The sequence below is a fragment of the Actinopolymorpha sp. B9G3 genome (genome assembly GCF_040120725.1).
Taxonomy (GTDB): Bacteria; Actinomycetota; Actinomycetes; order Propionibacteriales; family Actinopolymorphaceae; genus Thermasporomyces.
In genome coordinates, this window is sequence record NZ_JBEEAB010000024.1 from 62,009 (window position 1) to 83,411 (window position 21,403).

Here is a 21,403-nt window from a genome sequence, read left to right on the forward strand (position 1 = left end):
GCCGATGCGCGAATGGCTACCGCCGCGGTCTCGGTCAACTCGTGCGCTGGTGGCTTGGCAGTCGGGTATCTCCTGAGTCGGTCTCGTAAGTCAGGTCAACTTCAGGCCCTTGCCGGCCGGTCATCATGCGGTAGGTAGGCCGCACCGGCGCCAGGCTTGACCCATGTGTGCGCGTTGACGCTATCGACTGCCGTGCGTCACCGGCAGCGCCGTGGGGCCATCAAGCCGCCGGTGCAGCAGGAGCAGCAGAGATGCGGACCGGACTGATCGCGAGTAGTCATCGCGAGCGAGGCTGATGGCAAGAAGGCATGAGATGTTGCGATAGGGGGTTGCGCAGCTGGTGGAGGCGCCAGGCCGCCCCGGGGTCGATTGTGTTAGCGGACCTTGGTGGTCCAAGCTCGGATGAATCGGTGAGGCCGCTCGCGGTTGATGAGCTGATCTGGCTGGCTGTGAAGTTGGCCCGGACGGTGGCGGAACATGACGGAGCCACGCGATCGGAACCTGTGCGGGGGACCGGCCGATATCGATGGCGACTTTGAACCACGAGCTTGATGACTGCCTGTTGTCCTTGCTGTACTCGAAGACATCCGGCGAGACGCTGAGCCGGCCGACCGGGTCCTGAAGGTACTTGCTGGCGAGGCCGCCCTCGGCCAATGGGTCCCACGCGGTCACTGCGAGATCGAACGCGCGGGCCATCGGCAGCAACTCGTGCTCCGGCGTCCGTTCGAGCAGGTTGTAGCGCAGCTGCAGCCCGATGAACGGCGCCCAGCCGCGCAGATCGGCCAGCGTGTTCGCCTGCGCGACCTCCCATGCCGGTGGACGCCGGCGCCCGCATCACCTCTGGCACCGAGGGTCCCGGTGGGGTTGACAGCGGATCGGCCGGAGCGTTGAATACCGCCAATCCGTAAACGATTACACCCCCGGGATGCCGTTCGCTTGGTTGTAATCGATTACGGGCAGGTCAGGTCGTCATGGTGGACGAGCTGCGAGGGAGGCGAGGATGTCCGGACCGCGCGCATCCCGGCCGACGGTGCGTACCGTGGCCGAGGCCGCCGGGGTCTCGGTCGCCTCCGTGTCGAGGGTGCTCAACGGCCTGACAACCAACGAGGAGACGATCCGCCGGGTGCAGGCCGCCGTCGCCGAGGTCGGCTACGTGCCCAACTCCGCGGCCAAGTCGCTCAAGACCCGCCACTCCGGCCAGGTCGCGTTCGCCATGGAGGACATCGGCAACGCCGCCTACCTCGCCATGGTCCGGGCCATCCAACCGCTGCTGCGCGAGGCTGGCTACCGCCTGCTCCTGCACAGCACCGACGCCGACGTCCAGGACGAGATCGAGGTGCTGCGCAGCCTCGGCCAGCGCTACGTGGACGGCCTGATCCTCTGCCCGTTGCGGGTGACCGAGCAGCATGTGGAGGAGCTCGGCCGCGCCACGGCACCCGTCGTCGTCATCGGCCAACTCCCGCAGGGATGCCCGGTCGACAACGTACGCGTCGACTCGCGTCCCGGCGTAGCCCGGGCCATCGAGCATCTGGTGGAGGGCGGCCGCGAGCGGATCGCGCTGATCGATGGTCCTGCCGACACGGTGCCCGGCCGCTCCCGCTATCTCGGCTACCTCGACGGCCTGAAGGCGGCGGGCCTGGAGGAACGCCAGGAGCTGGTCGCGTTCACCGACTTCGCGGTCGACGCGGGGGCCAAGGCCACACAGCACCTCCTGACCGAGGGTGCCCCCGATGCGATCTTCGCGGCCAACGACGTTCTCGCCATGGGCGCACTTCAGACTCTGCGCCAGCAGGGGGTGAGCGTGCCCGACGACATCGCCGTGGTCGGCATGGACGACACCGAGCTCGCCGCCACCGCCTGGCCGCCACTGTCGAGCGTCTCGCTGGGAGCGCGGGAGCGCGGTCAGCTGGCCGCCGAGCTTCTGCTCAAGCGGCTGGAGGATCCCGGACGCCCACCGGAGTGGATCGACGTCGAGCCGCGGCTCGTGGTCCGCGCGAGCTCCGCACCTGTGGGTACGCCATGACCGCGACCGCCACGCCGACGCCGACCAGGACGCCGACGCCGACACCGGGGCGGTTCCCTCAACGTGGCGGCGGTGCCCTGCTGCTGCTCCTGCCCGCGATGCTTCCGGTGCTGGTGCTCAGCGTCTTTCCGCTGCTGCGCGGCATCTACCTCGGGTTCACCGACGCCCGGGCCGGATTCAACATCGCCACTGCGTTCACCGGGCTGGACAACTACCGGCAGATGCTGGCAGACGATCTGTTCTGGTCGTCGTTTCGGATCGGACTGATCTGGACGTTCTCCGTCACGATTCTGCAGTTCGTCCTGGCGCTCGGCCTCGCGCTGCTGCTCAACCTCAACCTGCGGGGGCGCTGGCTCGCCCGCACGCTCGCGGTCGTCCCCTGGGCGATGCCGCCGGTGGTCGTCGGCATCATGTGGTCGCTGGTCTACCGGCCCGACGCGGGCCTGCTCAACGAACTGCTCTACCGCCTCGGTCTCGGTGATTCTGGCGTCAACTGGCTCGGCGAGTTCGGCACCGCCCTGCCGGCGGTCATCGCGGTCGGGGTGTGGGCCGGCATGCCCGTGACGACGATCGTCCTGCTGGCTGCCTTGCAGAGTGTGCCGCGCGAGCTGCATGAGGCGGCTGCAGTCGACGCGGCCGGCGCGTGGGCGCGGTTCCGGCACATCACCATGCCGCAGCTGCAGGGAGTTGTCGTCGCCATCACGACACTCAACTTCATCTGGAACTTCAACTCCTTCGACCTGGTGTACGTCCTCACCAAGGGCGGACCTGGCGGGCGCACCACACTGCCGATGCTGTTCGCGTACGAGGAAGCCTTCAGGTACGGCAACTACGGCTACGCCGCCGCCCTCGGCAACGTCATGGTGCTGATCGTCCTGGCGGTGCTGCTCGTCTACCTGCGGCGGCGGATGCGCGAGTCCCAGGCGGGCGGTGCCGCATGAGGATTCGCACCGGACGCTCGCCGATGGACCAGGTTTCGCCGGTCGTACGCCTGCTGCAGTACGTCGCCCTACTGGCATACCTCGTGTTCCTGGCGTTCCCGCTGCTGTGGCTGCTGTCCGCGTCGTTCTCGTCCCCGCAGGATCTCGTACGCCTGCACCCTGGACTCATCCCCGACCGGCCGACGCTGGAGAACTTCATCGCGGCGTTCGGCGAACAGGCATTGGTGCGCTCGGCGGTGAACAGCGCGCTGGTCGCAACGACGAGTGCGGTTGTCACGGTGCTCGTCGCCCTTCCCGCGGCCTATGCGTTGGTACGCCTGCGCACGTGGCTGGGCAAGCCGGTCTTGGCGTGGGTGTTGGTGAGCCAACTGTTCCCGTTCATCCTGCTGGTCATCCCGATCTTCCTTGTTCTGCGGACGGTTCAGCTGGTCGACACGAGGTCCGGCCTCGTCCTCATCTACGTCGTATGGATCCTGCCGTTTGCATTGTGGATGCTGCAGGGCTACCTGCGCGAGCTGCCCGTGGAGGTCGAGGAGGCCGCGGCCATCGACGGGGCATCGCGGAGCCAGATCCTGCGGGCCATCGTGTTGCCGTTGATGATTCCCGGCCTCGTGGCCACGACGCTGTTCGCGTTCATCACGGCGTGGAACGAGTTCTTCTTCGCCCTGGTCCTGATCAAGAGCCCGGAACTCCAAACGCTGCCGCTCGCCCTCGCCCGCTTCGTCGGGCTCGAAGGTGTAGCCCGGCTCGGCCCGCTCGCCGCGGGAGCGCTGCTCGCGACGCTGCCCAGTCTGGCGTTCTTCTCGTTCATCCAGCGCGGACTCACCGGCGGCCTGCTCGCCGGCGCCACGAAGGGATAGGAGCCCAAGGGAATGAGCAACCTCAAGCGACGCAAGGTCATGTCCGTCGCCGCCGTGGCGACGGTGGTGAGCCTGCTGGCCGCCTGCGGGGGATCGGACGGCGGTGCGGGATCGGGAGGAGGCGGCGGAACCCCCGACGAGCCGGTCAAGCTGCGGTTCCAGAGCCTTGCCTGGCAGGAGGAGTCGGTCGCGGCCAACCGCGCGATCGTCAAGGAGTGGAACGCGCAGAACCCCAATATCCAGGTGCAGTATGTGCAAGGGGACTGGGGCTCGGTGCACGACCAGCTGCTGACCTCGTTCGAAGGCGGCGACCCGCCGGACGTCATTCACTACGAGGCGGCGGCCATCCAGGTGTTCGCCGAGGGCGGTTACCTGGCCGACCTGGAACCGTTGCTGTCCGACGACTTCAAGAGCTCCATACCCGATGACATCTGGGACACCGTGCGCTACGAGGAGCAGGGCACGATCGGCGCGCCGTTCCTGCTCGAGTCGCGGATGCCCCTTGCCAACAAGGCGTTGCTCGACGAGGCGGGGATCGAGGTGCCGACGCCCGACGACCCGTGGACGTGGGACGAGTTCGCCGAGGCCGCGAAGAAACTCACCAAGGACGGTACGTACGGCGTGGCCTGGCCGCTCGAAAGCCCCGCGAACGCCGTCCTCAACCTCTCGCAGAGCTTCGGTGGCGAGTACGTCAGCGGGACCGGTGACGAGGCGACGGTCGAGGTGGGCGAGGCCGAGCTCGAGGTGCCGCAGCGGATCCACCAGATGCTGTACGACGACAAGACGGCGGCGCCGCAGACGATCGGCACCAACAGCACCGACTCGCTCCCGGGCTTCTTCGAGGGCAAGTACGCCATGCTCTTCGGGGCGATCTGGCTGCGCCAGCAGATGGTGCAGGAAGCACCGGACGACTTCGACTGGGTGACATTGCCGCCGCTGGAAGGCAGCGACGGCCTGGAGCAGGCCGCCAACCCGCAGATCCTGTCGGTGGCCGCGCAATCCGAGCACCCCGAGGAGGCCGCGCAGTTCATCGAGTACTTCCTCAACGCCGAGAACATGGCCGAGCTCGCCCGCGGTGACTGGCTCGTGCCGACCAGCGAAGGCGCACTGGAGGCGCTGCAGAAGCAGACCAACGGCGAGCAGGGCTGGGACGTCGCCGTGGCAAGCGTCGACGCGCTGGCGGCGGCGCCCTGGCAGAAGACGCCCGGCTTCCAGGAGTGGACCGACCGCATCGCCACCCCGGCGTTCCAGAAGTACTTCGCCGACGAGATCAGCGCAGACGAACTCGCGAGTCAGCTCGAACAGGGCGCGGAGAAGACGCTGGGCCGGCAACGGTGACCGGGCTCCCTTTCAAGAACGATGGAGCGGGGAAGCTCCGCAGCCGCGCCAGGGGATGTCTCGCGGGCCTCGCGGTCGGTGACGCCCTCGGCCGCCCGGCCGAGGGCATGGAACCCGCGCAGATCGTCGAGCGCTGGGGACGCATCGAGGGATATGTAGCCGACACCCCGCTGGGCAGCGACGACACCGAGTACGCCCTGCTGACCAGCAAGGCGCTGCTGCGCTTCCGGGCCGACTTCACTGCCGACCGCGTAGCGGACCTGTGGCGGGACGAGGTGTGCGGGCAGGAAGGCGGCTTCGCCGGTGGCGGGTTCAGCGAGATGGCGGCGATCCGCAACCTCGAACGCGGGCATCGCCCGCCCCGGTCCGGCCAGCACGCGCACGGCTGGAGCGACGGCCTCGCGATGCGGGTCGCTCCCATCGGCATCGCGGCCGCCGGTGATCCGACACGTGCGGCCGGGTTGGCTCTCGAGGACGGTCTGGTCAGCCACAGTGGCGAGGGCATCTACGCCGGGCAGGCGATCGCGGCGGCGGTGGCTGTCGCCATGACAGGAGCCGACGCGGAGGCGGCGTTCGAGGCCGCCCGCGACGCCGTACCTGCCGAGTCGTGGACCGGACGCAACCTGAGGTTGACACATCGGATCGTCGATTCGGCACCCGACTGGGCGACCGCGGCGGAACGGTCCGTGGCGCGGCTGGCGGCGCACCGCTACTACTGGGCAGACCTCGCCCCGGAAGCGGTCAGCCTGGCTTTCGTCGCTGTGCTCGCCGGCGGCTGCGACTTCCGGGAGACCGTACTCAACGCGGTGAACCTCGGCCGGGACGCCGACACGATCGCCGCGATGGCCGGTGCGGTCGCGGGTGCGATGGCTGGTGTCGAGGCGGTGCCGGAGGAGTGGCTGCCGGCGGTCGCGGTGGCGCCGGGGGTATGCCTGGCGACGACCAGAGGCATGCACCCGTTGGAGGTGGCCGATGAGCTGTGCGCGCTCGCGGCCGAGCTGGGAGGCGTCGATGGGTGAGCAAGATCTGCGGGAACGCATTGCTGCGGTCGTGGGCGGTCTCGCCGCGGCGGACGGGATCACCTGGCCGGCATGGTGGCACCGGCTGTCCCAGCTGCCGCCGCGGCGCGAGGTGCGGCTCGGCGAGGCTTGGACGCACGCCCGCGCGGGACACACGAGCTCACTCCCGACGCCGTACCTGCAGTCGTCGTCGCCGGCTTTGGTCGACCCGGCGGGCCCCACGGACGACCTCGAGTGGTTCGTCGTGGCGGTCCGCCACCACCTCGGCCAGCGGCTGGACGGGTCGGCGAGCGAGCAGTCGTACGCCGTCTGGAAGGAGCTGGCACACCAACGCGCGGCCGACACCGATCAGGTCCGCGGCCGGATCGGCACGGTGATGGCTCTGGAGAACCTCGCGGCCGGACTCACACCGCCGGCCACCGGCAACGACACCCCGCACTACTTCGACGACATCGCCTGCGTGCGGGGAGTCGCCGCCGGACTGCTGAGCCCGGGGCACCCGGATGGCGCCGCCACCCTGGCCGCGCGCGACGCCGAGGTCACGCATGCCCTCGACGGAGTGTGGGCGAGTCGCGCGACGGCCGCACTGGTCGCCGGCCTGGTCGGCGGCGTTGAGCGGGATGCCGCGATCGACCGGGCGCGGGCCGAGCTCCCGGTGGACAGTTGGTGCGCGGCGGTCGTCGCCGAGTGCCTGGCGGTCGCCGAGTCGCTGGCGGTCAGCGAGGCCGGCGTAGGGCCGCTGGCGCTGGCGGCCCGGCTGGAGCGGGAGGCAGTCGACCATGTCTACGGGTACGCGAACCAGGCTCCCGAGACGCTGGGCCTGCTGCTCGCACATCTGCGTACGGCAAGGGATGGCTCGGAGCTGTTGCTCGGCGCCCTCGCCCATCCACGGCATGCCGACGCGCTCGTGCCGCTCGCCGGTGCTGTCGCCGGTGCGGTGTTCGGCGACGTCGGTTTCCCGGAGCCGCCGCCCGAGCTTGCCGGCGTGTGCGTACGTGCCCTAGCGGGCACAATGCGGGACGCCATCGTGGCCGGACTAGTCGGCGCGGCGACCCGACGAGCGGAGGTTCGCGCGTGACCACGGGGAGCCTGCATGACAAGGCCGCCGGCTGCCTGGTCGGCTCCGCGGTCGGTGATGCACTGGGCGGACCCACCGAGGGGCTGGCGCCGGCCCAGATCCGACAGCGGTGGGACGGCTGGGTCCGGGGGATCGTCCCGCCGTACCACGACGACTGGCGCACCGCACGCCCGATCGCGCCGTACCACAAGGGCGACGGGCACATCACCGACGACACCTTGATGACCCACCTGCTCGTGCAGGTCTACCTCGACAAGGGCGACCACCTCGACGCGTACGACATCGCCGAGCGGCTGGTGCCGCGTCTCATCGGCGACAAGGTTTGGGTGCCCGAGCTGGAGACGGAGACGCTGCTGCTCCATCGGGTCTTCCTCGCGGAGAAGTATCTCGCCCTCCGCCTGCACTGGGGCCACGCCGATCCGCGGGAGGCAGGTGTCGGCAACGCCGTGAACTGCGGAGCGGCGATGTACGTCGCGCCCGTCGGGGTCATCAACGCTGCCGACCCGGACGCCGCCTACGCCGAGGCGATCGAGATCGCGGGCGCCCACCAGTCGTCGTACGGTCGGGAGGCCGCAGGAGTGTTCGCCGCCGCGGTCGCGGCGGCGATGGTCCCCGACGCCACGGTGGATTCCGTGGTCGGCACCGCACTGCGGCTCGCCAAGGACGGCACCCGGGTGGCGATCGAAGCCGTGGCCGAGGCTGCTTCCCGCGTGGACCACTGGACCGAGGCGATCGAGTCCGGGGTGCTCCGCGCCGCCGTCCGTCCCTACGACACCGTCGCAGACACCTACCGCGACCAAGGGCTCGGCGCCCGCCGGCCGAGCCGGCTGCACAGCATTGAGGAGCTCCCGCTCGCCCTCGGCTTCCTGGTCATCGCGGGCGGAGAGTGGGAGCGGACCGTCCACGGCGGAGTCAACTACGGCCGCGACGCCGACTCGATCGCCAGCATGGGTGGCGCGTTGGCCGGCGCTCTCGGCGGACGCAAGGTCGTGCCGGACGCGCTCGTGGAGGCGGTCATCAGGGCGAGCCGGACCGACCTGGAGGCACCTGCCGCCGATCTCGCCACCTTAGCCGTCCGGATCCGTAAGGCCGACGCCGATCGGCGGGCCCGAGCTGAGCGGGACTTCGGCCGGCTCCTTGAGGGGTAGGCGACGGCAAGCGGAGATGTCATGAGGGACCCAACCGACGGCACGACTGCACCACTCAGCGGAATTCGCGTGCTGGACGTCTCCACGCTCTTCGCCGGCCCGCTGGCCGCGATGTATCTCGGCGACTTCGGCGCCGATGTCATCAAGATCGAGCACCCGCACCGACCCGACCCCGCTCGCGGTCACGGAGTCGCGAAGGACGGCCACAATCTGTGGTGGAAGACGCTGGGACGGAACAAGCGCGCGATGACGCTCGACCTGTCGCGGCCTGAGGGGCAGGAGATCTTCCGGCGCCTGGCGGCCACGACCGACGTTGTCATCGAGAACTTCCGTCCGGGCACGCTCGAACGCTGGAACCTCGGTCCCGAACACCTTCACGCGCTCCATCCCGGCCTCGTCCTTGCCCGGGTGACGGGCTTCGGTCAGGTGGGTCCGTACCGAAGGCGACCCGGCTTCGGGACCCTCGCCGAGGCGATGAGCGGGTTCGCCGCGATGACTGGCGAGCCGGACGGACCACCGACGTTGCCGCCGTTCGGCCTCGCTGACGGCGTGGCCGCGCTCGCGACCGCGTACGCCGTGATGGTCGCCCTGCACTCCTGTGCGGCCACCGGACGAGGACAGGTCGTCGACATGGCGCTGATCGAGCCGATCCTGTCCATCCTGGGGCCGCAGATCAGCCGGTGGGACCAACTCGGGACGGTGCCGCAACGGCGCGGCAATCGATCGAGCGACAACGCGCCTCGCAACACCTACCAGACCTCAGACGGCCGGTGGGTGGCCATTTCGACGAGCGCGCAGAGCATCGCCGAACGAGTGATGCGCCTGGTCGACCGGGCCGAACTCATCGAGGAGGAGTGGTTCGGAAGCGGCGCCGGCAGGGTCGCGCATGCCGACGAGCTCGACGCGGCGGTCGCGAGCTGGATCAGCCGGCACACGCGCGACGAGGTGGTCGACGCGTTCGAGCGGGTGGAGGCGGCGGTCGCACCGGTGTACGACGCCGCTGACATCAGCGCGGACCCGCAGTACGCCGCGCTGGGCACCGTCCACCGTGTCGACGACCCCGACCTCGGGCCGCTCGCCATGCAGAACGTGCTCTTCCGCCTGTCGGAGACCCCCGGCCGGATCGGGTGGGCAGGTCGCGCCCATGGAGCGGACACCGACGAGATCCTGCGTGAGCTCGGCATCGACAGCATCGACACCATCGACGGGCTGCGTGAGAAGGGAGTCATATGACCTCGCCGCCTCGGCTGAGCGTGACGCTCCTGTACGTACCCGGCGACCGACCAGATCGCGTCAAGAAGGCCCTTGCCAGCGACGCCGATGTCGTGATCATCGACCTCGAGGACTCCGTGCCGCCTGAGGCGAAGGCGGCGGCTCGGATGGCTCTACGCGACCTGACCGGCGATCCCAACCGTGCGGTGCAGGTGCGGGTGAATCCGCTCGACACGGCGTGGGGCCGGGAGGACCTCATCGCCGTGAGGGCTCTGCCCGCGCATGTGGACGTACGGCTGCCCAAGGTTGAATCGCCGTCCGCGGTCTGGGACGTGGTGGCGCTCCTCGCCGGTGGGACTCACCGCAGGTTGCACGTACTCCTCGAGTCGGCGCTGGGTGTGGAGCGTGCCTTCGAGATCGCGGGAGCTGACCCGTCGATGGTCTCCATCGGTTTGGGTGAGGAAGACCTGCGATCTGACCTCGGCGTGACCGACGACGTGGGCCTTGCCTGGGCGCGCGGCCGCGTCGTCGTCGCCGCCCGCGCCGCGGGGCTGTCACCTCCGGCGCAGTCGGTCTACACCACCCTGCATGATGACGAAGGCTTGGCGGCATCCACCCGGGCAGCTCGGCAGACGGGGTTCGTGGGGCGGTGCGCCATCCACCCGTCCCAGCTGCCGATCATCAGGACGGCATTCCGCCCAGACCCAGCCGAGGTGACCCGCGCCCGCGACCTCCTCGACCGAATGCGGGCTGCCCGCACCGCCGGTCAGGCGACCTATGTACTAGAAGACGGCACGTTCGTGGACCATGCGAGGGTGGGTGCCGCCGAGAGAGTTCTCGCACTGGCACAGGCGACGGTCGACCGAATCTAAGCCTCGATCCGTGGACGAGTAGCTGATCGTTCGGCGCGGGTAACGGGGAAAGTGCCTTCTGTGCAGGGAGAATCGGGAGTGTCGAGTTCCTGATTTCACTGCATCGGAAGGCACTGTCAGTGCAACTATCTCATGGATGGTCACGGGCCACGCCGACCTTCGATGATCAGAGCCTGGTGCCGTGTGCGGGCTTGGTGCCGGTGATGGGGTGGGCCGAGCGGGCGGGCCTGTTGGAGCTGCTCGCGGAGCGGGTCAGGTTCAAGGTTGCCGCCACCTCGCACCGCCACCCGCCGCCGCCACGGCACGGGCCAGCCCGAACCCGGTTGGCCCAGCCTCATACACCACCGCGCACGGACCCGGCAGCCTGCCGACCCACTCGCACACATCCGCATGCGACGGCGTCAACCGCGCCGCCCTGAACACCTCCCCGGTCTGCCCATCGATCGCCGCCGCCACCACCGACCGGGCGTGCACATCCAGCCCGACACTCGTACGCTCACAAAACACCGGGGCCTCCTCGCACATGTCGGAAAGGCCAAGCACGGGAAACACGCGCTCGGTAACCCACGAGATTGCGTGAGCGAGGCCCCCGGCCAGCAACCAGTCCATCCGGCGAGCAGTCACTACATACGGTCTAAGTGTGGTTGCCATCCTCCGGGATCGTGCAGGGTACCGGCCTGGTGGCGGGTGACGAAGTTGGTCAGGGCGTGGTCTCGTAGGCCGGTGTCGGCGAGGAGTTCGGCGGCCGCCGCGAGTTGAATGGTCAGGCTGGCCCGGTGGATCATCGCTCGCTCGAGGATGGCGCGGTCGACGATCGGAGCTACCTGTGCGGCGCCGAAGAAGCTGATCAGCGAGGCTGCGTCGATGGCTGGGTCACCGGCGCAGGCGTGGTCGAGATCCAGAACGCCGACTACCTGGTCGGCGTGCCATAGCACGTTGTGCGGTCCGAAATCGCCATGGACCAGGTGGACCGTGTCTGCAGATGCTTCGGCTTGGAGGACTGCGTCCACGACTGCTTCAGCGACGGCGCGGCATTCGCGCGGGAGCCGTGGGGCGAGGGTGTGGCGGACGAGGTTGGGCCAGTGGGCGCCGCCGCACCAGGCGCGGGGGCTTGGGAGCCGCCGAACATCTTTGGCGCGGGCAAATGCAGTCAGGACGTCCCGCAGTGGTCCGGCCCGCGGTGTGCCACGGAACGTCGCTGCGGTGCTCGCCAGCGACGACGGTGGTGAGCATGCCGGTACGGCCGTCTCGGCTGACCACAGGGGTGATCGGGCGGGGAATCTGGAACGGGAGAGATAGCGAGGCGATGAGTTGGTGTACGTGGTGCTCGCACGTCATTCGGTTGTGCTGGTGTCCGTGACGGGAGACCCTGACGCGACGTCCTCGCCATCCACGATCACGATCGTCTCAACCCGGTGTCCCTTGGCTCATGGCGGCGCCGGCTCTAGCCGAAGAGAGCCCAGTTCTGCTCTATCCACCTGACGTGCTGTTCGAGCTGTTCGGGGTACCGATTGGCCACCATCGCGACCTGTCCCTCGTACGATGCGGTGGCGTCTGTCGGGCGGTTCTGGGCAGGCCCGCCGCGGCGAGACGTCGCGTACGCGACACTGGGCTTGGTCGCATCGCCAGGATCAGCCGGTATTAACTCAGACACACCTCACTCGGCGGTTTCTGGGGTGTGTTTGTGCCGACTCGGCGTCAACCTTTGAGGCCGGTGTGGGCGAGGCCCGCGACGAACTGTTTCTGGGCGAAGAGGAACACTAGGAGGACCGGTACGACGGTGAGGGTGGTGGCCGCGAGTTGTACGTTCCAAATCGGGCCGCCGTAGGCATCTACGTACTGGGTGAGCGCCTGCGGAAGGGTGAACTTGTCCTTGCTGGACAGATACACGATCGGCTCGAGGTACAGATTCCAGGACTTCAAGAACGTGAAGATCGTGACGGCCGCGATCGCGGGCTTGCACAGCGGGAGCGCGACTCGCCAATAGAGTCCCCACCGCCCGAGACCGTCCAGGCGTCCGGCCTCTTCCAGTTCCGTCGGGAGGGCCAGGAAGAACTGCCGCATGATGAACGTCGCCAAGACGCTCGGCGCGCCGAACATCGGGACGACGATCAAGGGCCAGTGCGTGTCGATCAGTCCCAGTGAGTTGACGATCCGGAACAGTGGCACGATTGTCACCTCGGCCGGCACCAAGAGCCCGGCCAACACGAGGACGAACAGCGCATTGGCGCCGGGGAACTTGATCCGCGCGAAGGCGTAGCCGGCCATCGACGAAACCAGGATCGTGCCGAGGGTGACGAGGGCCGCGATGTAGAGCGAGTTCCAGTACTGCTGGGCGAACGGCTGCCGCGTGAACACCTCACGGTAGGCATCGAAGGTGGGATGGTGCGGCCAGATGGTCGGCACCGCACGGAGGATCTCGTTCATCGGCTTCAGACTCGAGGTGATCATCCACCACGTCGGAAACACGAACGGGATGCTCATCACGATGAGCACCGCCACCAGGGCCCACCGCGTCCATCGCCCACGGGGACGGCGCTTGGCCGAGCTGACGGAGGTGGCCGAGCTCGCCGGCGTGGGCGCCTGCTCCGGCGAGGTCGGCGGGTCGATGAGGTCAGACTTCATGGAAGACCCACTTTTTACGGGATTGCCACTGGATGAGGGTCAGGACCAGGACGATCACGAACAACAAGACGGCGATGGCGCTCGCGTATCCGAACTCGTTGAACTTGAATGCCTGTTGGTAGAGGTAGTAGACGAGCACCGTGGTCGAGTTGCCCGGACCGCCACCGGTGAGGACATCGATCTGCGCGAACACCTCGAGCGACCCCACGATCGTGATGATCGACACCAGGAGGATCGTCGGACTGATCAACGGCAGAGTGATCGATCGGAAGCGTCGCCAGGCACCCGCACCGTCCAACCGCGCCGCCTCTTGCAGGTCCCCGGGCACGCTCTGCAGGGCTGCCAGAAAGAGGATCATGTTGAGGCCGACGTTCTTGAAGACCTGCACCACGATCACCGAGATCATCGCGGTGGGGCCGTTGCGTAACCAGTTGGGGCCATCGATCCCGATCGTCGACATGAATCCGTTGACGCCGCCGTCGGCCTGGAGCAGGAAGCTCCACACGATCGTCCAGGCCACCAAGGACGCGACCACCGGCGAGAAGAAGAACGTCCGGAACGTGGTGGTCCCGGGCAGCTTCTGGTTCAACAGGACGGCCAGGAACAGCGCCAGGGTGACGTTCAGAACCACCAAGCCGATCGAGAACCAGAGGCTGGCCAGCAGGGACGATCGCAGGCCGGGGTCGGAGAGGAGGCGTTCGTAGTTGTCCGCCCCGGTGAACTTGAAGGTGTTGCCCAGGACGTTCCACTCGTGCAGTGAGTACCAGACGACCATCACCAGGGGAGCGACCACGAACGCGAGCGCCCCGAGGACGACCGGCGCAACCATCAGGTAGCCGGCCGTCCAATCGCGGCGTGCGAGGGTCGATGTCGACCCGACTGACAACCGCACTCGTCACTCCTCCAGGAGCGGCTGGATGGCCGAGCAGGTGTCGTTGAGGACGCCCTTGACATCGGCGTCCTTAGTCCACATGGCGTCGAGCTCGGAACGGACGGTCTCCTGCAACTTCGCGAAGTTCTTGTGCGAGGGCTTGGTGACGCTGTCCTTGATCCCGTCGACCACGACCGATTGCAACTGCTCCCTGCTGAGCAGAGGGTTCGCATCGGCGAGGGTCTGGGCGTTCATCAACGACGCACGCGGCGGCGGGAAGTACGCGGCCAGCTTCTTGGTGTTCTCCGGATTGGTGAAGAACGCGAGGAAGTCGGCGGCGACGTCCGGGTGCTCACCTTGGGCGAACACACCGATGCCTGCCTGCCCGATGACGTTCTGCTGACCGGCGGGACCGGCGGGCATGGGCAGGAGGTCCCACTTGAAGGAATCGTCCAGCTCGGAGGCACGGCTGATCTGGGTGATCGTCATGGCGGCGTCACCGGCGAAGAAGTCGGCGGTCGTGCCCGGGCCGGGCATCGCGTTGTGCTGGAATGCGGCGTCGTGGATCCACTGCATGGCGTCGACCATCTCGGAGTCGGCCATGGTGCATTCGGAGCCGTCGTCGGACCAGGGAGCCGCACCCCAGCCGTCCCACACCGTCGCGAGGTTCTCCCACAACTTGTAGTCGAAGTCGCGGACGATCAGGCCTTGTTTGCCGGAGTCCTCAGCGGTCGCAGCCGCGATGTCGCGAGCGTTGTCGAAGGTCCACTTGCCGGAATTCACCAGCTTGGCGGGGTCGGTCTGGCCAGCGGCGTTGATCTGGCTCTCGTTGACGAAGACGCCGAACGGGCTGTTGGAGAACGGGTAGGCGTAGAGCGAGTCGCCGTCCTTCCAGAGGTCGAGCGTGCTCGGGATCAGATCGTCGATGTCGTACCCCTCGGCGGATTCGAGTGAGGGGGTCAGGTCGACCAATGCGCCGCTTTGGACGAACTCCGGTGCGTTGGACTCGAAGATCCAGCCGAGATCCGGGGGATTACCGCCGGCGATCTGAGTCGTGAGTTTGGTGGTGTAGTCCTCGAACGGCACCGGCTCGAACTTCACGCTCGAGACGAGGTCCGGGTTCTCCTTGACGTAATCGTCCGCGATGCTTTGGAACAGGGACAAGTGGGCGTCTTCGGCCGTCCAGACGGTCATACGCAAGTCGACGGGCTCGGACGGCTTGTGCGGCTCGCCCGACGGCGCCTCGTCACCACCACCACAGGCGGCGAGGACGAACGTGGCAGCCAGCGCTGCAGCGCCGGCGATGCCCTGTTGGATTCGGGGTGACATCTGTGCTCCTTGGGACTGAGCTTCCGCGGTCAGTAGGGGTAGGCGCCGTCGGGCCAGCGCAGCTCGACACCGGCCGTGCTGAGCTCGTCTTGGAAGTCGGCGACGTGGTCGGCCTTGGCCTGGACGACATGCGGTGTGCGTCCGGTGGCCAGACAATGGGCGGCGAGGTGACCGGCGGCCTCGCCAATGTTCCATTCGACGGGATGCAGTCGGTAGCACCCGTTGGTGATGTGGGTCGTCCCGAGGTTCTTGTTGCCGGCCAGCAAGTTGGTCATCCGTTGCGGAAGCAGGGCGCCGAGGGGGATCTCGAACGGCGTGGACGGTACGTCGATATAGGTGTTGCCACCGGTCGACGGATGCAGGTCGATGCGGTACATCCCGATACCGACGGAGTCCTCGTACTGCGTCGCGCCCGCATCTCCGCGCACGGCGTAGGAGACGTCGTTCTCCGTGATAGTCGTGACTGCTCGGATCCGGCGCGACTCCCGGTGGTACGCGGCTTGGGCGAGCCCATCCGCATGCCCCATAACGTCGGGACGCAGCCGCAGGCCGGGGAAACCCTGGCCGCCGTCCCCTCGGGGTGCTTCAGTCTGCATCCAATAGAGCATCGAGAGGCTCAGCTGTCGGGCGTCTGCGATCCGCGCCTCCCCGACGTCGCGCGGGACGTCGAGCACGTGGTCGAGGAAGTAGTCGATGCTCGGCCAGTTCACCAGGCAGATGTCGCTGACGTAGTGACCGGGGGCGAACAGGTCGCGCGCCGCGATGCGACGGAACAGCCACAGGTTGCCGTCACCGGGGCTCTTCGACTGGTCGGCGACGACGGCGCGAGCATCGTCACCCGGATTTGGCGTGAACGAGCGGACGTCCATTTCGAGGGTTCGTGGGTGGGGAGCGGTCCACGACACCATGGGATGGCCGTTCCACGGTCCCGGCGTGTACGCCCGCCAATAGTCGTAGCGCTCCGGCTTGTCGATGGTGTGGTCACCGTCGACGTGCTCGACTGCGAAACAGACGCTGAGCGCCTGTACGTTGTCGGGCTCGGCGACCTCGGGCGCACTCGGTTCACCCGTCTCCCGGGACGATTCGAAACCGGTGACGTACTCCGTACCCGAGAGTGGCAACAGTTCGCCAGTCTCGGTTGCGTCGATGACGTAGGTGCTGGCCACGGTGGTCTCGGTGCCGTCCAGGACCGATGCGAGGGTGACCGAGACGATCCGGTCGGCGTCGGTTGTGGCAGCTGTTGGGCGGACGCGCTCAATCATCCGGATTCGACCGGCCGATCGGTAGGGCGCCAGCATCTCCTCGAGCACCCCGAGCGCGACGCGCGGTTCGTGGCACAGCTTCGAGACCCACCCGGCGCCCGGGTTGAGTTCCGACCAGGACCGCGCACTGTCGGTGAGGGGGTAGCGCCGGCGGTAGACGTCGCGGATGCCGTCTCGCAGCACGCGGTAGCGGGCAGTGACGCCGAAGCGTTCCACCCATGGGTGCTCGTCCGGTGGGACGGCCTGCGAGGTCAGCTGACCGCCGATCCACGGGTGTTCCTCGGTGAGGATCACTCGTGCACCTCGGTCGGCGGCCGCCAGAGCAGCGGCGACACCGCCGAGTCCGGCGCCGACGACGAGAAGGTCGGTTTGCAGATCGTGGTGTGTCACGCGGTTCCTTCTGTGTTGGCGTGGTTGTCCGATGGGGTCGGGGGAGGAGCGAGGGTGGCTCCGTCGATGTCGGTGCACTCGAGCATCTGGTGGAGTTCGTCGTCGGTCACGCGGTGCCGCTGACCTGCAGAGGTGGTCGTGGTGCCGTTCTCGGCGGCGACCAGCCGGTGGAGGAGTAGCAGTGCCCGGGCGCCCAGCTCCTCGCGCGGGATGGAGAAGCCGCTCCAGGCGCGGCCTCCGCTCCGAGGGTGGTGTGGCTGGCCGAGGAGGAGAACCGAGACATCGCTAGGGACCCGGAGCCCACGCCGTTCGATCTCATCGGCGATCTCTTCTGGATAGTTCTCCGGCGCGACCACCACTGCCGTCAGCCGCTGGTCGATGATCTCCTCGGCCGTGGCCGTCACATCGTCGAGTTCGACGAAACGTGCGGTGAGGCGGTGGCTCTTCATCGCCGAGGTGTATCCCTCGACGCGGTCGAGCGTCGGTTGATCGGTGGCGCGCGCACCGAGGTAGCCGATCCGAGTGTGATCCAGCTCGACCAACCGGTTGACCTGGCGTGAGGTCGCAGCCACGTAGTCGACGCCGACATAGGGGAGACGACCGCCTTCACTGCCGCGCTTGCCGACGAACACGAAGGGGTAGTTGGTATCCAGCAGGTGCTGGAGCTCTCCCCGGTCTTCGTGCTGTCCGAGAAGGAGGCAGCCGTCGGCGATTCCGAGCCGGTGCCAGCCGTCGCGGGTCAGGCGGCGGCGTCCGTCCTCGGCTCGCGCACTGGTGAACAGAAGCAGGTCGACCCCGAGCTTCTCGGCCGCGTGCTCGATGCCGACGAGAAACGGTCCGTAGAAGTCGCGTCCGCCGAGAGGAAAGGTCGCCTCGTAGGTGAAGACGCCGAGAATCTGGGTGAGGCCGCCAGCGAGTCGCTGGGCCGCCGGGTTCGCGGCGTAGCCAGTGATGCGGATCGCGTCGAGTACCCGTTGGCGGGTCTCCTCGCTGATCCGGACGCCGCTCGGCGTGCGGTTGTTCAGGACGAACGACACGGTCGCCTGGCTGACGCCGGCGACTGCGGCGACGTTGGCCTGGGTGATGTGACGTCGTGGCATGCGGGCTAGTGTGTTGCCCGTCACGTCAGGCAGGCAAGATGATAATGCGCATTATTAACAGGTCGAGGTTGAGTCGATCCAACACGTCCCCGGCGGGCTGGCTCCTTGATAGGGCGCATTATCAGCGTGGATCGGCACGAGGTTGCTCGTGAGGTTGCTAATAGGTTCGATCAGGTTCCTTGACCTTCTGCGAGGGCGCGTCCAAGGCTGCGATCGCAACATCTTCTGCACCTACTCGTGCACTGACGCACTGAAGGAGCACGTCATGCCTGTCAGATCCCTCAACTCGGTGCGCCGGCTCCTCACCGGGGTGACGGTCGCAGCACTTGCGACCGTCACCGGCGTCGGCGCCGCGCCTAGTACGGCAGCGCCCGCCACTGGCGACGATGCCGAACTCCCGATCTTCACCTCGACGGGCCCAATCATCGATCCCTTCGACGATTCCTTGCCGCACAACCCCAACGGGGAGTTCATCTTCCCGTCGGTGTTTCATGCGAGCGAGCATCTCGAGAACCCGCTGGGCGAGTGGTACATCTACTTCGCCCCCCACGATGCACCCGGCGGGATCGAGCTGATGTACAGCGACTCGCTTGACGGACCGTGGACGCACTACGAAGGCAACCCGGTGATCTCGAATGTCTGGGAGCCGCACTACTCGGTATCTCACGTGTCGTCACCGGACGTGGTGTGGAACGACGGCGAGGGGAAGATGTTCCTCTACTTCCACGGAGAGAACAAGGTGACGCGGTACGCCACCTCGACCGACGGTGTCACCTTCGACTACGGCGACGAGGCCGTTACTGCCGACATGGTCGATGAGGCGCAGCCGGGGCGCGACGCCATTGCCGCGGGGTACGCGCGGGTGTTCAGCAATCCTGATCGGAAGTCGCGCGATCGCTGGGCGATGTTCTTCATGACCAACTACGACACGAACATCCGCGACATCAATGTCGCCACCTCACCCGATGGGAAGTCGTGGGAAGTCCAGCCAGAACCACTCATCACCCCCGGAGCGGAGGAAGGCGCCAACGTGACGGCGGCCGACTACTGGACCTACAGGGGGCAGCCCTATGTCGTCTATGGGTCGACGGTCGGCACGACTTTCGCCCGACGGCTCGACTTCATGAACTGGACGTCCGGTGACCCGCAGCCGCTGTACATTCCGCAGCAGGTTCCGCCCGAAGCAGGCCGCGCTACGTCCCCACAGTTCGTCAGCGACGGCGACACGACCCATCTGTTCTACGAGACCGGTCACCGCTTGCACGGGACGATCGCGCACGCCGTCATCGATCCACACGGGTGGCGTGATCCGTTGAACCCGCACCCCGAAGACCCGATGTACGAGCAGTGCCCGGCGCCGGGATCGGATGAATTCGACGGTGACACGCTCGACCGGTCCCTCTGGTCGACGACGGTCCGCGGCGACCTCGACAGGTCCGTGGTGGCTGACGGTGTCTGGAAGGTGCCGACCTACACCGGCAACTCGACGTCGGCACCGCTCGTCCTGCAGCCGGTCCCGGACACGCCGTGGGAGGTCACCACGAAGCTGACCATCGATCCGCAGAAGAACTACCAACAGGCCGGCATCCTGGTGCGGCGCAACGACGCCAACTCGGCCAGGATCACGCTGTCGCACGTGCACGCCGGCAAGCGATTCGACTTCATCTGGCGCAAGAACGGCGTGGAACGCAACAACCAGCACACCATGGAGGACACCGCCTTGGCACCGCCCGAAACGACGGAAACCGTGTGGCTGCGCATCACTCACAACGGAGGCTGGCTGACGGCGTCATTCAGCATCGATGGGCAGACGTTCACGAACCTCGGGCGACCGATCCCCGCGGGGGAGTTGTCAGCCACCGACGTGGGCCCCGTCGCCTACCGAGGGCCCGAGGACACCCCGGAGGTATACGGCTCGTTCGACTGGATCCGGTTCAGTCCGAGCGCCGACGAACTCGAAGCCTGCGACAAGCTTGAATGACGCCAGCCTGGGTCGTCCGGCTGCCTCGGTCGGGCGAAGTCGGGATGCACTGCGAGAGGGAAGCACCGACGGGCAGATTCTGCAAGCCCTGCGGACCTCAGGTCCGGCCTCTCGAGCGGATCTCGCCAGGATCTTGGGGATCAGCCGAACCCGAGTCGGGCAGGTCATCGGCGAACTCGCCCGGATGAACCTCGTCACCGAGGCGCCGGCGCCGCACAGTCACGAGACTCGGATGGGTCGCCCGGGCAGTGCGGTACGACTCCGCACCGGCTTGGGATTCGTCGTCGGCGTCAATATCACCCACGCCCATGTTCGATGTCTGGCCACCGACCTTGCTCACGTGGTGGTTGCGTCGTCTGACTGCCCCCTCGTCGATCCGCTCGACATCCACCAGGCACTCGGGGTGGTGGCTCGCACAGTGCACAATGTGATCAACAAGGCGACCGACGTACACGGCGAGTGCCTTGGCGTCGGTCTTGCCATCCCGGCGCCGATCGATCCGGAGACACTCCGAGCGGCACCGTCCAGTTGTCACCAACTGTGGGTCGATGCGCCCGTACGCGAGTTGCTGCAAGAGAAGATCAGCCTTCCCGTTTATGTCGGCAATCATGGCAACTTGGCGGTCATGGCCGAACGGCTCTGGGGAGAGGGGCATCGTGTCGACGACTTCATTTGGATCGGGCTCGACACCAATGTCGGGGGCGGAATCTGCTCTGGCGGACAACTGATTCGAGGGCGTGACGGCTTCGCTGGGGAACTCGGCCACATCGTTGTCGATCCGCACGGTGAGATCTGCCGCTGTGGGAATCAAGGCTGCCTCGAGACAGTCGCCTCGCTGGACAGCATGCAGCGGATGCTCTGGCCGATCCACGGCGAGTTGGACCCGAGTCAGATCATCGAGTTGATCACGCGCGGTGACCCAGCCGCGCTACGGGCCATCACCAACGTCGGCACCCAGGTCGGAGTGGCGGTGAGCACCTTGATCAACATCCTGAATCCGTCGCTCTTCATCGTCGGCGGGCTGCTCAGCCGGCAATGCGGCGCGGTGGTCTTAGACGCGATTCGGACAGAGATGAACCAACGTGCGCTGCCGGCGGCCAGAGAGTCCGTACGACTGCAATTCAGCACACTGCGCCGACCGGAACCTCTGGGTGCGGCAGCACTGGTGTTGATGGACACCTCACGTCATCTCGTCATCGACGAGGTGGGCAAACCGCGTTGGGTATGGACCGCCGATCAGAGATCGGCAGGGCCCGTCTAGGACACCGGTCCTCCGCGGGCATCGACCGCACCGTTCTCACCCGCGCCTCGCTGCGCCAGCGGGAGGTTGACAAAGTCGCGGCCCCGGCCGCTC

Annotated in this window: 18 protein-coding genes and 2 pseudogenes; 12 read left to right on the forward strand and 8 right to left on the reverse strand. The window is 67.4% G+C overall.

Annotation, left to right across the window (positions count from 1 at the left end; genetic code table 11):
- Positions 1–180: 180 nt before the first annotated feature.
- A pseudogene (locus tag ABNF93_RS35065) lies at positions 181–792 on the reverse strand (aldo/keto reductase); the annotation flags it as partial.
- Positions 793–1,000: 208 nt separating this feature from the next.
- Here ABNF93_RS35065 and ABNF93_RS29205 point away from each other — a divergent pair.
- Genes ABNF93_RS29205 through ABNF93_RS29245 form a run of 9 tightly spaced genes read left to right on the forward strand, consistent with a single transcriptional unit; the run spans position 1,001 to position 10,491 of the window.
- The gene (locus ABNF93_RS29205) at positions 1,001–2,023 is read left to right on the forward strand and encodes a LacI family DNA-binding transcriptional regulator (protein ID WP_349331438.1); all 1,023 of its coding nucleotides are present in this window, start codon (positions 1,001–1,003) and stop codon (positions 2,021–2,023) included.
- Complete coding sequence (locus tag ABNF93_RS29210) at positions 2,020–2,964, forward strand: carbohydrate ABC transporter permease (RefSeq protein ID WP_349331439.1); 945 nt, start codon at positions 2,020–2,022, stop codon at positions 2,962–2,964. Before ABNF93_RS29205 ends, ABNF93_RS29210 begins: the two co-directional genes overlap by 4 nt.
- The gene (locus ABNF93_RS29215) at positions 2,961–3,824 is read left to right on the forward strand and encodes a carbohydrate ABC transporter permease (RefSeq protein WP_349331440.1); all 864 of its coding nucleotides are present in this window, start codon (positions 2,961–2,963) and stop codon (positions 3,822–3,824) included. Before ABNF93_RS29210 ends, ABNF93_RS29215 begins: the two co-directional genes overlap by 4 nt.
- A gap of 12 nt (positions 3,825–3,836) precedes the next feature.
- The gene (locus ABNF93_RS29220) at positions 3,837–5,162 is read left to right on the forward strand and encodes an ABC transporter substrate-binding protein (protein ID WP_349331441.1); all 1,326 of its coding nucleotides are present in this window, start codon (positions 3,837–3,839) and stop codon (positions 5,160–5,162) included.
- Positions 5,159–6,181 carry an ADP-ribosylglycohydrolase family protein gene (locus ABNF93_RS29225; RefSeq protein WP_349331442.1) on the forward strand — a complete coding sequence of 341 codons (1,023 nt, stop codon included), beginning with the start codon at positions 5,159–5,161 and terminating at the stop codon, positions 6,179–6,181. The genes ABNF93_RS29220 and ABNF93_RS29225 overlap by 4 nt, the downstream gene beginning before the upstream one ends.
- A complete protein-coding gene (locus ABNF93_RS29230; protein ID WP_349331443.1) occupies positions 6,174–7,259 on the forward strand; it encodes an ADP-ribosylglycohydrolase family protein in 1,086 nt (361 codons plus the stop codon). The genes ABNF93_RS29225 and ABNF93_RS29230 overlap by 8 nt, the downstream gene beginning before the upstream one ends.
- Positions 7,256–8,407 (forward strand): ADP-ribosylglycohydrolase family protein, encoded by a 1,152-nt coding sequence (locus ABNF93_RS29235; RefSeq protein WP_349331444.1) that lies wholly within the window; start codon positions 7,256–7,258, stop codon positions 8,405–8,407. Before ABNF93_RS29230 ends, ABNF93_RS29235 begins: the two co-directional genes overlap by 4 nt.
- A 21-nt stretch (positions 8,408–8,428) precedes the next feature.
- Positions 8,429–9,640 carry a CaiB/BaiF CoA transferase family protein gene (locus ABNF93_RS29240; protein WP_349331445.1) on the forward strand — a complete coding sequence of 404 codons (1,212 nt, stop codon included), beginning with the start codon at positions 8,429–8,431 and terminating at the stop codon, positions 9,638–9,640.
- Positions 9,637–10,491: an HpcH/HpaI aldolase/citrate lyase family protein gene (locus ABNF93_RS29245; protein ID WP_349331446.1), complete on the forward strand. Its 855-nt coding sequence runs from the start codon at positions 9,637–9,639 to the stop codon at positions 10,489–10,491. The genes ABNF93_RS29240 and ABNF93_RS29245 overlap by 4 nt, the downstream gene beginning before the upstream one ends.
- 258 nt (positions 10,492–10,749) lie before the next feature.
- Here ABNF93_RS29245 and ABNF93_RS29250 read toward each other — a convergent pair whose 3' ends face one another.
- The 7 genes from ABNF93_RS29250 to ABNF93_RS29280 all read right to left on the reverse strand — a co-directional run bounded on the left by ABNF93_RS29250 (position 10,750) and on the right by ABNF93_RS29280 (position 18,068).
- On the reverse strand, positions 10,750–10,998 hold the full coding sequence (locus ABNF93_RS29250) for a hypothetical protein (RefSeq protein ID WP_349331447.1): 249 nt from the start codon (positions 10,996–10,998) through the stop codon (positions 10,750–10,752).
- Between the two features lie 116 nt (positions 10,999–11,114).
- Complete coding sequence (locus ABNF93_RS29255; RefSeq protein WP_349331466.1) at positions 11,115–11,753, reverse strand: aminoglycoside phosphotransferase family protein; 639 nt, start codon at positions 11,751–11,753, stop codon at positions 11,115–11,117.
- A gap of 436 nt (positions 11,754–12,189) precedes the next feature.
- A complete protein-coding gene (locus tag ABNF93_RS29260) occupies positions 12,190–13,116 on the reverse strand; it encodes a carbohydrate ABC transporter permease (protein ID WP_349331448.1) in 927 nt (308 codons plus the stop codon).
- A complete protein-coding gene (locus tag ABNF93_RS29265; protein ID WP_349331449.1) occupies positions 13,106–14,008 on the reverse strand; it encodes a carbohydrate ABC transporter permease in 903 nt (300 codons plus the stop codon). The genes ABNF93_RS29260 and ABNF93_RS29265 overlap by 11 nt, the downstream gene beginning before the upstream one ends.
- A 3-nt stretch (positions 14,009–14,011) precedes the next feature.
- A complete protein-coding gene (locus ABNF93_RS29270; protein WP_349331450.1) occupies positions 14,012–15,316 on the reverse strand; it encodes an ABC transporter substrate-binding protein in 1,305 nt (434 codons plus the stop codon).
- Positions 15,317–15,345: 29 nt separating this feature from the next.
- Positions 15,346–16,968: an FAD-dependent oxidoreductase gene (locus tag ABNF93_RS29275; RefSeq protein ID WP_349331451.1), complete on the reverse strand. Its 1,623-nt coding sequence runs from the start codon at positions 16,966–16,968 to the stop codon at positions 15,346–15,348.
- Positions 16,965–18,068 (reverse strand): LacI family DNA-binding transcriptional regulator, encoded by a 1,104-nt coding sequence (locus tag ABNF93_RS29280; RefSeq protein ID WP_349331452.1) that lies wholly within the window; start codon positions 18,066–18,068, stop codon positions 16,965–16,967. Before ABNF93_RS29280 ends, ABNF93_RS29275 begins: the two co-directional genes overlap by 4 nt.
- A gap of 265 nt (positions 18,069–18,333) precedes the next feature.
- On the opposite strand from ABNF93_RS29280, the gene ABNF93_RS29285 reads away from it, so the two are divergent.
- The 3 genes and pseudogenes from ABNF93_RS29285 (at position 18,334) to ABNF93_RS29290 (ending at position 21,310) form a co-directional block, all read left to right on the forward strand.
- Positions 18,334–20,049, forward strand: a complete 1,716-nt coding sequence (locus ABNF93_RS29285) for a beta-xylosidase family glycoside hydrolase (protein WP_349331453.1) — start codon at positions 18,334–18,336, stop codon at positions 20,047–20,049.
- Positions 20,042–20,254: pseudogene (locus ABNF93_RS35070) on the forward strand (MarR family transcriptional regulator); the annotation flags it as partial. The gene ABNF93_RS29285 and the pseudogene ABNF93_RS35070, both read left to right, overlap by 8 nt.
- Positions 20,255–20,320: 66 nt before the next feature.
- Complete coding sequence (locus ABNF93_RS29290; RefSeq protein ID WP_349331454.1) at positions 20,321–21,310, forward strand: ROK family protein; 990 nt, start codon at positions 20,321–20,323, stop codon at positions 21,308–21,310.
- The last annotated feature ends 93 nt before the right edge of the window (positions 21,311–21,403 follow it).